The sequence below is a fragment of the Bifidobacterium sp. UBA4282 genome (genome assembly GCF_002394995.1).
GTDB lineage: Bacteria > Actinomycetota > Actinomycetes > Actinomycetales > Bifidobacteriaceae > Bifidobacterium > Bifidobacterium pullorum_B.
The window spans coordinates 1-11640 of the sequence record NZ_DGVO01000058.1; the positions used below are offsets into that span (position 1 = coordinate 1).

Genomic DNA, 11640 nt, shown 5'->3' on the forward strand with positions numbered 1-11640 from the left:
ATCCTGACCGGCCGCGACTATCCGGGGCAGAACCTGGATGACGCCGAGGTCACCGACTGGCTGGATGCGCTACTCAAGCTGGGCGCCAAGAACGTGGTGCTCAAGGGCATCGACCGCGGGGACGGATTCCTGCGCAACTACGTGGCCAGCGCAGAAACCGGCGCCGAGCGCAAGCAGGAGCATGCGCATGAGAAGCTGCCGTACATGATCCACGGCACCGGCGACGCGTTCGCCTCCGCGCTGTGCGGCGCGGTGATGGCGGGCAAGGGGCTGTCCGAGGCCGCGGCCATCGCCGGCGAATTCGTGCGCGACGCGATGGTCAGCACCCGCAACCAGCCCGACTTCGAGGAGCGCGGCGTCAGCTTTGAGCTCAACCTCGGCGCGATGACGGCGCTGCTGCACTGAGCGGCGGCCTTCGGCGGCCTGTAGCCGATACGCGGCGTCCCTGCGCGGAATATGCGACATTCCGCGCAGGGACGCCGCATTTATTGCATCGACTTATCCACAACACGCCCGAAACCGCCCGCTGCGGTCACATCGCCCCGCGCCGCTTCCCCCGCAGACGGAAGTCTGGTGCACTGGAGGCATGACCACAGCACAGATCACAACGGCACGGCCATCGGCGGAATCGTCCGCGGAGCATGCCCGGCCCCTGGCCCGGCTCGCGCATGGCCTGCAGGACGGCACATTGGACGCCAAGCAGTTGGGGGCCGCCGGGGAGGCCTATGCCGCCGGCTGGCTGGAGCACCATGGCTGGCGCGTCCTCTCGCGCAATTGGCGCACACGGTATGGCGAGCTCGACATCGTGGCGTTGACCCCGGAGGACCTGATCGCCTTCGTGGAGGTCAAGACCAGGCGTTCGCTGCGCTGCGGCTTCCCCCAAGAGGCCGTCGATATGAGGAAGCAGGCGAATCTGCGCCGGGCGGGCGTGCAATGGCTGCTGGATCCGGGGCATAGAATCGCGCACCGCGGCGTGCGCTTCGATGTCGTCTCGATCATCGTGCGCGGCGGCCGACCGCTGCTGCACCACATACCGGGGGCGTTCTGATGGCCATCGGCGGAGCGTTGTCCATCGGATTGATCGGCATTAAGGCCTTCGTCATCCAGGTGCAGGCCTTCATCTCCCCCGGCCTGCCATACTTCAGCATCATCGGCCTGCCCGACGCCTCGCTGTCCGAGGCCCGCGAACGCGTCAAATCGGCCTGCCATGCCTGCGGCCTGCGTTGGCCGGAGACGCGGGTCACCGTGAACCTCTCCCCCGCCTCCATGCCCAAACGCGGTTCCTCTCATGACCTGGCGATCGCGGCCAGCGTGCTGAGCGCCGCCGGGGCGATTCCGCCGGACTGCCTGAACGAGGTCGTGGTGATCGGCGAGGTCAATCTGGATGGCACGGTCCTGCCCGTCAACGGGCTGCTGCCCATCATGCTGCACGCCAGGGAACGCGGACTGCACCGCATGGTGGTGCCATATGCCAACCTTGACGAGGCCTCGCTGGTGGAAGGACCGCAGGTCATCGGGGTCAGGCACGTCGGCGAACTCATCGAGATGATGGGCGGCAACGCCCGCTATCAGATGCCGCACGACCTGCCCGTCGGCGAGCAGCCCCGGCAACCGGTGTTCGACGCGTCCCACCCCGGAGACATGGCCGAGGTCATCGGCCAGGCCGAAGCCAAGAAAGCGCTTGAGGTGGCGGCCGCCGGCGGCCATCATCTGCTCATGGTGGGGCCTCCCGGTTCCGGCAAGACCATGCTGGCCTCACGCCTGCCCGGCATCATGAGCCCGTTGAACGAACGCGAGCAGCTGGAGGTGGCCTCAATCCGCTCCCTGTGCGGCACGCTGCAGCACTACGGCATCTCCGACGTCCCTCCGTTCGAGGCACCGCATCATACGGCCTCCTGTCCCTCGCTGGTCGGAGGCGGCAGCGGACTGGCCCAGCCGGGGGCGATCTCCCGCGCCCACTGCGGCATCCTGTTCATGGACGAGGCGCCGGAGTTCTCCACCCGCGCATTGCAGACCCTGCGCGAGCCATTGGAATCCGGGCATGTGGTGCTCACCCGTTCGGGCGGCACCACGTATTACCCGGCCGACTTCCAACTCGTCATGGCGGCCAACCCCTGCCCGTGTGGGTTCGACTACGGCACCGGAGAGCGGTGCACATGCCGGGAACGGGATCGGATGCGGTATTTCTCCCGGCTCTCCGGCCCAATCCTCGACCGCATCGACATCCAGATCACGGTGCCGCCGGTCACCACGCTGCTGGCCGCCGACACCGTTCCCGCGGAGCCCAGCGCCCGGATCCGCGAGCGCGTCATCCAGGCCCGCCATACGGCGCAGGAACGCTTCGCCCGGCATGGATGGAGCTGCAACGCGCAGGCCTCCGGCTCATGGCTGCGTGACCATACCTCACGCGCGGCGCTGCAGGTCATCGACCGGGCGTTGAACCGTGAACGGCTCAGCCTGCGGGGCGCGGACCGGTCGATGCGCCTGGCGTGGACGCTGGCCGACCTCGCAGGCGCCGACTCCCCCACGCCGGACCATATGTTCACGGCCATCGGCCTGCGTACCGAGGACCGCCCATGAACGCCGAACAGTCGCCTCCCATGCCCGCCCCGGACGCCGAAACCGTGTCCAGGGCCGTGCTCACCGCCGCCATCAACGGCGCGGACGCATTGATGTTCGCCACGCTCAAGGGCTCCGACAGCGCCGAGGCCCTGGCGGCCACGCTGATGTCGGCGGCGCGGCACGAGACCATGCCCCCGGCCATCCGCAATGCGCTGGACGGCTGCTTCGCCACCGGTCTGAGCCGATTGGGCCGCAAGGTGCAGCCCAAGGCCATGCGGGCGTTCCATACGGCATTGAACGGATGGATCCGCCGGCTACGCACGCTCCCCGGCTCCTCCATGGACGAGCTGGCCGAGCGGATGACGGACGGCGGCGGAATGTGGATCATCGCCCCGCACAGCCCGTACTGGCCCCATCAGCTGGACGACCTCGTCACCCGCAAGGATTGGGCGCCGCCCCTGTGCCTGTGGGGCCTGGGAGACCCCGAATCGCTGGTCTGCTGCGACAGTCCGTTGGCGATTGTGGGGTCACGGGCGGCCGACGACTACGGGTGCACCGTGGCGCAGGAGTTGGCCGCGCAGGCCGCGGCGGACGGTCATCTGGTGGTCTCCGGCGGCGCCATGGGCATCGACGCCGCGGCGCATCTGGGTGCCCTGGCCGCCGTACCACCGGGTTCCGGCGCCACGATTCCCCCGGGACGTACGGTCGCGGTATTCGCCGGTGGGCTGCATCACATCGGGCCGCAACGCAACCGTCGCCTCTTCGAGAGGATGCGGCGGCAGGGCGGGGCGCTGATCAGCGAGCTGTGCCCGGACGTCATTCCGGAATCCCACCGGTTCCTGCTGCGCAACCGGCTCATCGCGGCGTTGGCCTCCTCCGTGGTGGTGGCGCAGGCCCGCCCCCGGTCCGGCGCGTTGAACACGGCGAGATGGGCATCCGATCTGAACCGCCAGCTGTACGCGGTCCCGGGCCCGATCACCTCGCCGCGCAACGCCGGCTGCAATTCGCTGATCCATATAGGCATGGCCATGATCATCTCCTCGATGTGCTGCATCGACGAGATCTGTCACACCGCGCACCCGCCCATCGACCGCACCGCGGACGGCATCGCCTCGCAGGATGCGGCCCCGGACGGCGGGACCCCATCCACCCAACCTATCCTCGACGCCATAGCCGCATGCCGGCGGCGGCATAGCCCGGCCACGGCCGACCTCATCCTGGCCGAACTGCAGACCACAGGCATGCGCCCCGGCGTGGAACAGGTGCTGGCCGAGCTGGCGCGCCTCGAGTTGGAGGGCGTCATCGTGCGCGAGCGAACCGGCTATGCCGTTGCCGACGGTTGAGACCGGCCTATGCCCGCCATTGGCAACGCGCCATATCCACCCGCCAGCCCTCGACGCCGGCGTTGGGCGCGCCCTCCGGCGGCGGCACGAACACCACGCCTTCGGCCTCAAGCAGCTCACGCTGACGCTCCTCGCCGCCGAACGCGAATCCGGGCGCCAGCGAACCGTCGCGGAACACCACGCGATGGCAGGGGATCACCCCGGGCTCGGGGTTGGCGTGCAGCGCGAACCCCACGAACCGCGCGGCACGGGGGCGTCCGGCGAGCGCCGCCACCTGCCCGTAGGTCGCCACGCATCCACGCGGTATGCGCCTGACGACCTCGTAGACGCCGGCGTTGAACGATTGCGTCCGCCCCGCATCCTCGGACGCCGATGCACCGCCTTGGGTGCCATCAGGTACCAACGACTCACTCATGGCTCCATTATTACCGCCGTTGTGCGAGAATCAAGACTATGAGTCCGAAGCATGTCGAAGCAATGTATGATGTCGTGATCGTCGGCGCCGGCGCGGCCGGTCTGTCGGCGGCGCTGGGTATGGTCCACTCCCCCGGATTCGCCGAACGCCGGGCCTTGGGCGAGGAGCCCTCCGTGCTGGTGATCTCCAAGCTCCAGCCGCTGCGTTCCCATACCGGTTCGGCCGAGGGCGGCATCGCCGCCAGCCTGGGCAATGTAGAGCACGACGACTGGCATTGGCATTACTATGACACGGTCAAGGGCGGCGACTGGCTCGTCGATCAGGATGCGGCCAGACTGCTCGCGCAGGAGGCCCCCGCCGCGGTCATCAACCTCGAACGCATGGGGGTGGCCTTCTCGCGCACCGAGGACGGGCATATCGCGCAACGGCGCTTCGGCGGTCACACCGCCGACTTCGGCCAGCAGCCGGTCAAGCGCGCCGCCTACGCCGCCGACCGCATCGGCCACCAGATCCTGCACGCGCTGTGGCAGCAGTGCGTGGCGGCCGGCATCGCATTCGCCGAGGAATGGTATGTGACCGACCTGGTGCTGGACGAGGCACGCACCAAGGTCGAGGGCGTGGTGGCGTTCGATACGCATACCGGCGCCGTGCACGCCGTGCACGCCAGGAACGTCCTGCTGGCCACCGGAGGCGCGGGCAGGCTGTTCCACACCACGTCGAACTCGTGGGATCTGACCGGCGACGGCATGGCATTGGCCCTGAACGCCGGACTGCAGCTTGAGGATGTGGAGTTCATGCAGTTCCACCCCACCGGGCTGGCGCATACCGGCATCCTCCTGTCCGAGGCGGCGCGCGCCGAGGGCGGCGTGCTGCGCAACGCCGAGGGCGAGGCGTTCATGCAGCGCTACGCCCCGGGCCATGCCGACCTGGCCGCGCGCGACGTGGTCAGCCGCGCCATCCGATCGGAGACCGACGCCGGGCGCGGCGTGGCCGATCCGAAGGATCCTGAGGGGCGCAGGGACTGCGTGTGGCTGGATATGCGCGGCATCGACGCCGACCATATGAACGAGGTGCTACCCGAGGTAGTGTCCACCATCCGCAAGTACGCGAATCTTGATCCGGCCGTTGACCTGATCCCGGTCAAGCCGACCGCCCACTATACGATGGGCGGCATCCCGGTGACCGTGGACGGCGAGGTCTACCGTTGGACCGATGGGCGGCGCGCCACGGTCGAGGGACTGTTCGCCGCCGGCGAGTGCTCGTGCGTGTCCGTGCACGGCGCGAATCGACTGGGAGGCAATTCGCTGCTCGACGCCTGCCTGTTCGGCACCCGCGCCGGCCGTTCGATGGCCGCGCGTCTGGAGGGTGCCGCAGCCGCGCCGGATGCCGGCGACGAAACCGTCCAGGACCGGGTGGATGACGCCGCAGCCGCACGCAGGACCCAGGTGGCCGACCTGCTGGCCGCGGCCAAGGCCGGCGCCGACGCCGATGCCGACGACGAGGATACGGCCGACGGCAACCCCTATCAACTGATGGCCGAACTCGGCGCCGTCATGGAGTCGGCGCTGGCGGTCCACTGCAGCGAGGACACCATCGCCGCCGCGCGTGAGGCCATCGCCGAGCGGATCGCGCCGCAGGCCGCGAGCCTCCATCCGCATAGCGACACCCCCGCGTTCAACCAGGAGCTGACCGCCATCTGGGAGGTGCGTCATCTGATCGACCTGGGGTCGGCCATGCTTGAGGCCTCCGACGCGCGTCATGAATCGCGCGGCTCGCTGTACCGGATGGATTTCCCCGCACGCGACGACGAACGCTTCCTGGCCCATTCGATGACCGACGCCGAGGGCGGCATCGGCTGGCAGCCGGTGCATATCGAGGACATGCCGCCGCAGGCCCGTTCGTACTGAGCCGGACGGGTACGGGATATGGCAGACTATATGACGGTTTTTGACAGGAAAGGCGGAGCAATGAGCGGCGGACTCGAGAACGACATGACCACGGTGACGTTGCGTGTGCACCGGTTCACGCCACGCGCCGAGCGCGAGCGCGACCGTGCGCGCGCGGGCAGTCCGTTCGCCAGGAAGTCCTCCCCGTTCGGCGGCGATTCGGCCCGCCGACGCCCACGCGGCAAGCAGTGGGTGCAGGAGTACACGATCGCGGCCCGCCCCGAGGATACGGTGCTGGACTGCCTGCTGACCATCAAGCGGACGGTCGACCCGACCTTGGCGTTCCGTTATTCCTGCGGCCACGGCATGTGCGGTTCGGACGCGGTGGCGATCAACGGCGCGCCCACGCTGCTGTGCACCGCCACGGTGGCCGACTGGGCCAAGCCGGAGGCCTCCGCCACCGACGAGGAGGGGTTCCGCAGGACCGGTGGCGCGGATGACACGGATGATACGGGCACACTGTCCGGGGATGTGCCGGACGGGTCCCTCGGCGTCATCGAACTGGCGGCGATTCCCGGGTTCCCCGTGCAGCGCGACCTGATCGCGGACATCGACCCGATGCTCGAACAGATCAGGAAGCTCAAGCCGTACCTGCAGGCCGACGGCGTGCTGGCCACCACCGACGAGGGCAAGGTGGACGTCTTCGAATACCTGCAGCACCCCGACCAGCTGGCCAGGTACGAGCTGCTCAGCAACTGCATCGCCTGCGGCGTGTGCGAGGGCAGCTGTCCTGTGTTCGCCGGCGGCGAGGCGTTCATCGGGCCGGCCGCGCTGATCACGGCGTCCCGGTTCATCAACGATTCGCGCGATACGCAGGCCGCGGAGCGCATGGACGCCATCGACACGGCGGACGGCATCGCGGCATGCCAGTCGGTGCGCGCCTGCACCCGTGAATGCCCGCGCGGCATCGACGTCGGCGAGGAGATCTGGCAGCTGATCGCGCAGGTCAAGGAACGCTGACCCATCCATCGACATTCAAAGGCGGAACCATGAACAAGACGTCATACACGAATCTGGCCAAGGTCTGGCAGTTCGTCGAGGATCGCGCATTCTCCCGGCAGTCCCCCGATCTCAACGAGGTGCGCACGGCCGTGGAGCGCGAGGGCATCCCCCAGGGGTCGGCGGCGCAGGCCGAACTGCTCTCGCTGCTGGTGCATGTGCTCGACGCCTCCTCGATCATCGCCATCGGCACCGCGTCGGTGGTCGAAACGCTCCAGCTCATCGACGGTTTGGAGGGGCGCGGCCAGCTGACCGCGGTGGATTCCTCCACGGAGGGCATCGCGCTGATTCGCAAGCTGTTCGCGGGGCTGTCGGACCGCACCCAGACCACGCTGCGCGCCGTCAGCGCCCCCGTGGGCACCTATCTGCCGAGGCTGAACGCCGGGGACTACGACCTGATCGTGGTCGCCGGGGACGCGTCGAACTACGCGCCCGCCTTCGAGCACGCCTCACGGGTGCTGGGTGAGCATGGCGTCATCGTGTTCACCGACGTCATGGCCTTGGAGGATCCCCACGCCAACGGCGGCGTGCCCAATCCCGCCGACCGCGGCGACAAGGCCGTGGCCATGCGCGAACTGCTCGACGCCGTGCAGTCGGATGAACGCTTCCGCTCCACGCTCACCCCGTCCGGCACCGGACTGCTGATCGCCGTCAAGCGCTGACCGATCGTGCCCCGGCAAGACAGAGTCTGGCCGGATGGCTGACCGTGGCCGTGGCCACGGTCAGCGTATGGTGCTCGTGGCCACGGCCACGGCCTGTTCCGGATCATCGGTCAGCGTCACCAGTTCGGGGTCCAGCGGCGAGATCATGCCGCGCGGCTCCAACGTGCCGGTGATCCAATCGAACAGGCCCTGCCAGTACGACGTATCGAACAGCACCACGGGCGTGGGCTCCACCTTGTGCGTCTGCACCAGCGTCAGGAGCTCAAACATCTCGTCCAGCGTGCCGAACCCGCCCGGGCAGATGATCACGCCGGACGAGTACTTGACGAACATGGTCTTGCGGACGAAGAAGTACCGGAAGCTCATGCCCAGGTTCACCCATTCGTTGATGCCCTGCTCATGCGGCAGCTCGATGCCCAGCCCCACGGATTTGCCGCCGGCCGCGGCCGCGCCGCGGTTGGCGGCCTCCATGATGCCCGGTCCCCCGCCGGTGATGACAGCGATGCCGCGTTCGGCGATCAGGGCGCCCATGCGTTGCGCCGCACGGTAGGCCGGATCGCTGCGTTGCGTCCGCGCCGAACCGAACACGGATACCGCGGGTCCCAGCTCGGCCAGCGCGCCGAATCCGTCGACGAACTCAGCCTGGATGCGCAGCACGCGCCAGGGATCCATATGCAGCCAGTCGGTGGACTGCTCCGCCTTCAGCAGGTTGGCGGTGGTGCTGTCCTGCGGGATCATCGGACCGCGCAGGATGACGGGACCACGGTGATAGGTCTCGCTGAACGGCGGTGCGTCGATGTCGCCGGCGGCGGGGTCGACCTGCCGGCGGCGGATCAGGTCCTCCGGGTCCACCGGCTGTGTTGTGGGGTCAGTCATCCTCGGTCTCCTCGCTCTCCTCGTCGTCGATATGGTCGTGCCAGACGAGTTCGGATTCGTCCGGTTGGGGTTCCTCATGCGCGGCGACATTGCCGCCGATCGTGCCGATCGCGGCGTGCGCCGCGGCCCGTTCGCGCTCGTACCGTTTGGATTGCAAGCTGAGCAGCACGCCAGAGATGGCCGCGGCCACCAGGGAGGCCATCAGCACGCCGAACCGGCTTTCCGCCGACAGCTCGGCATCCGTATAGGCCAGCGAGGCGATGAGCAGCGAGACCGTGAAGCCGATGCCGCAGGCGCAGGCCGCAGGGAACATGTCGCGCACGCGCAGGCCCTTGGGCATGCTCAGTCCGCCGGGATGGGTGGACAGCCAGGCGGTGGCCATGATGCCCAACGGCTTGCCCACCACCAGGGCCGCCACGATGCCGATGACCACCGGCGAGGTCAGCAGCGCGGGGCTGAGCGTCTCGAAATGCACGCCGGCGGCGAACAGCGCGAAAACCGGCAGCGCCACCAGCGACGAGAGCGGTTGGAGCTTGACGCAGTAGCGTTCGGCACGGGGCGAGGCCTCGCCGTGAATCGGACGCGCCGGGGTCAGCAGACCGACCAGCACACCGGCGAGCGTGGGATGGATCCCCGCCTCGAACATCATGATCCACACCAGGACGCCGACCACGGCCACCACCAGCCACGGCACGCGCTTGCGCCGCACCAGATACCACCAGACCAGGGCGCACACGCCGATGCCGACGAACCAGTACCAGGCCTCCAGCGAGGAGAAGAACACGGCGATCAGGATGATCGCCAGCAAGTCGTCCACGGTGGCCAGCGTCATCAGGAACGCGCGGATCGACCCGGGCAGGGCCTTGGCGAACAATGCGAGCACGGCCAGGGAGAACGCGATGTCGGTGGCGGTGGGGATGGCCCAGCCCTGGGCCAGCTCGTCGAACCCGAACACCGCGCCGGAGGCCACAGTGGCCTCGCCGACGGCGGGTGGGCCGAACCGGGCGTAGAGCTCCACCACAGTCAGGAACAGGATCGGCGGCATCACCATGCCGCCCACCGCGCACAGCATCGGCACAGCGGCGGCCTTCGGGTTGGCGAGCGAGCCCGTGGTCAGCTCCTGTTTGAGGTCCAGCCCCACGGTCAGGAAGAAGATGGTCAGCAGACCATCCTGCGCCCAGTGCCCCAGCGGCAGGTCGATGTCGGTGCCGGGAATGCCCAGATGCGTCTCCGCCACGGTCTCGAACAGGTGGGCCGTGGCCGGCAAATTCGCCAGGACCAGGCCGAGGATGGCACAGCCGAGCATGATCAGTCCGCTGATGCGATCCGAAGCCGCGATTCTGCGAATCGCCGCCCATGCCCTCCGACGTGCTGTCATGCCGCACTCCGTTTCATCCATGCGAATCAGTTGCCGGTATCATTCTACCGGCGTCGACGGAGTTCGCTACCGGGTCAGCGGGCGGCCAGCGCGTCGCCCATCCGGCCGAGCGCACGCTCCAGCAGGTGCTTCGGGCAGGCCAGGTTCACGCGTTCGAATCCGGCGCCGGCGGTGCCGAACATCTGCCCCTCATCCAGATAGACGCGGGCCTTGTCGCGCATGAAGGAGCACAGCGCGTCGGCGTCGGCGAAGCCCAGGCTGCGGCAGTCGAGCCATCCCAGGTAGGTGCCCTCCGGCTCGATCAGCGTGGTGCCGGTGGCGTGGGCGAAGTCGCGCAGCAGCGCCAGATTGCCCTGCAGCACGCCGATCAGCTCGTCCAACCACGGTTCGGCATGGTTGTAGGCCGCCTGGCAGGCCACCAGGCCGAAGTGGCTGACGGTCAGACCGGCGATGTTCTCGGCGGCCACATCGAAGGCGCGCTTGAGTTCCGGGTTCGGGATGATGACGTTGGAACACAGCAGGCCGGCCAGGTTGAAGGTCTTGGTGGGCGCGGTGAATTCCATGCAGTGCATGGCGTAGCGCTCCCCCAGGTTCGAGAACATCGTGACCTTGTGGCCGGGGTATTCGAAGTCGGCGTGGATCTCGTCGGATAGGATCGTCACGCCGTGCTCGATGCAGATGTCCGCCAGGCGGCGCAGTTCGTCGGCGCTCCAGACGCGGCCGACCGGGTTGTGCGGGTTGCACAGCATGATGGCGGTGCAGCGCGGGTCGGAGGCTTTGGCCTCTAGGTCCTCGTAGTCCATCACGTAGCGGCCGTCCTCAAGCTTCAGCGTGTTGTCCAGCAGGGTCAGGCCGTTGTTGCGGGCGGCGGCCACGAACGGCGGGTAGGACGGGCTCTGTACGATCACGCTGTCGCCGGGGTGGGTCACGGCGCGCAGGGCCGTGTTGACGGCCGGCATGACGCCGTCGGAGAGCGTGACCCATTCGGGCTTGATGTCCAACGCGTGGCGGCGCCGCATCCAGCCCACCAGGGCATCGAAATACTGGTCGGTGGCGTAGTCGTAGCCGAAGATGTCATGCTGGGCGGCGTGGACCAGCGCCTCCACGATCTCGGGGGCGGGCTTGAACTCCATATCGGCCACGGACAGGGCGATGACATCCTCATTGCCCGGCCCCATATCGGTTTCGATCATATGCCACTTGGACGAGGTCGTGCCCCTGCGGTCCACCAGCGTCTCGAAATCGTACATGCGTCACTGCTCCTTGTCGTTCGCTCATAGCGGAAGTCACAAACGACACCATGATACCGCGTGTCTGGTTCTCTCCCGTGACCGTGATGTATCGTGCCGAACGAACCATAAGCACTCACCGGCGACGCCGGGCAGTATGGGCGGGGATACGAAAAAAGCGGAGCGCTGACGCTCCGCCGTTGTGGTGCGCGAGACAGGATTCGAACCTG

Annotated in this window: 11 protein-coding genes; 7 read left to right on the forward strand and 4 right to left on the reverse strand. The window is 68.1% G+C overall.

Annotated elements, in window-relative coordinates; genetic code table 11:
- From B4C31_RS08520 to B4C31_RS08535, 4 genes are all read left to right on the forward strand, one after another.
- Window positions 1–405 (forward strand): bifunctional hydroxymethylpyrimidine kinase/phosphomethylpyrimidine kinase (locus tag B4C31_RS08520; RefSeq protein WP_291532117.1); only part of this gene is annotated, 405 nt, incomplete at its 5' end.
- A 181-nt stretch (window positions 406–586) separates the two neighbouring features.
- The gene (locus tag B4C31_RS08525) at window positions 587–1048 is read left to right on the forward strand and encodes a YraN family protein (RefSeq protein WP_291532118.1); all 462 of its coding nucleotides are present in this window, start codon (window positions 587–589) and stop codon (window positions 1046–1048) included.
- Window positions 1048–2580, forward strand: coding sequence for a YifB family Mg chelatase-like AAA ATPase (locus tag B4C31_RS08530; RefSeq protein WP_291532119.1), 1533 nt, complete (start codon window positions 1048–1050; stop codon window positions 2578–2580). The genes B4C31_RS08525 and B4C31_RS08530 overlap by 1 nt, the downstream gene beginning before the upstream one ends.
- Window positions 2577–3905 carry a DNA-protecting protein DprA gene (locus B4C31_RS08535; RefSeq protein ID WP_291532120.1) on the forward strand — a complete coding sequence of 443 codons (1329 nt, stop codon included), beginning with the start codon at window positions 2577–2579 and terminating at the stop codon, window positions 3903–3905. The genes B4C31_RS08530 and B4C31_RS08535 overlap by 4 nt, the downstream gene beginning before the upstream one ends.
- Before the next feature lie 7 nt (window positions 3906–3912).
- On the opposite strand, the gene B4C31_RS08540 is transcribed toward B4C31_RS08535, so the two are convergent.
- Window positions 3913–4308, reverse strand: coding sequence for an MGMT family protein (locus tag B4C31_RS08540; protein ID WP_349679140.1), 396 nt, complete (start codon window positions 4306–4308; stop codon window positions 3913–3915).
- Between the two features lie 50 nt (window positions 4309–4358).
- On the opposite strand from B4C31_RS08540, the gene B4C31_RS08545 reads away from it, so the two are divergent.
- Genes B4C31_RS08545 through B4C31_RS08555 form a run of 3 tightly spaced genes read left to right on the forward strand, consistent with a single transcriptional unit; the run spans window position 4359 to window position 7927 of the window.
- A complete protein-coding gene (locus tag B4C31_RS08545) occupies window positions 4359–6227 on the forward strand; it encodes an FAD-binding protein (protein WP_291532122.1) in 1869 nt (622 codons plus the stop codon).
- A 60-nt stretch (window positions 6228–6287) separates the two neighbouring features.
- Window positions 6288–7226 carry a succinate dehydrogenase/fumarate reductase iron-sulfur subunit gene (locus tag B4C31_RS08550; protein ID WP_289068787.1) on the forward strand — a complete coding sequence of 313 codons (939 nt, stop codon included), beginning with the start codon at window positions 6288–6290 and terminating at the stop codon, window positions 7224–7226.
- 29 nt (window positions 7227–7255) lie between these two features.
- A complete protein-coding gene (locus B4C31_RS08555; protein ID WP_033509215.1) occupies window positions 7256–7927 on the forward strand; it encodes an O-methyltransferase in 672 nt (223 codons plus the stop codon).
- Between the two features lie 60 nt (window positions 7928–7987).
- On the opposite strand, the gene B4C31_RS08560 is transcribed toward B4C31_RS08555, so the two are convergent.
- The 3 genes from B4C31_RS08560 to B4C31_RS08570 all read right to left on the reverse strand — a co-directional run bounded on the left by B4C31_RS08560 (window position 7988) and on the right by B4C31_RS08570 (window position 11431).
- The gene (locus tag B4C31_RS08560; RefSeq protein WP_161786254.1) at window positions 7988–8803 is read right to left on the reverse strand and encodes a TIGR00730 family Rossman fold protein; all 816 of its coding nucleotides are present in this window, start codon (window positions 8801–8803) and stop codon (window positions 7988–7990) included.
- Window positions 8796–10181: a Na+/H+ antiporter NhaA gene (gene nhaA, locus B4C31_RS08565; RefSeq protein WP_291532123.1), complete on the reverse strand. Its 1386-nt coding sequence runs from the start codon at window positions 10179–10181 to the stop codon at window positions 8796–8798. Before nhaA ends, B4C31_RS08560 begins: the two co-directional genes overlap by 8 nt.
- Before the next feature lie 74 nt (window positions 10182–10255).
- Complete coding sequence (locus B4C31_RS08570) at window positions 10256–11431, reverse strand: MalY/PatB family protein (RefSeq protein ID WP_291532124.1); 1176 nt, start codon at window positions 11429–11431, stop codon at window positions 10256–10258.
- Between the last annotated feature and the right edge of the window lie 209 nt (window positions 11432–11640).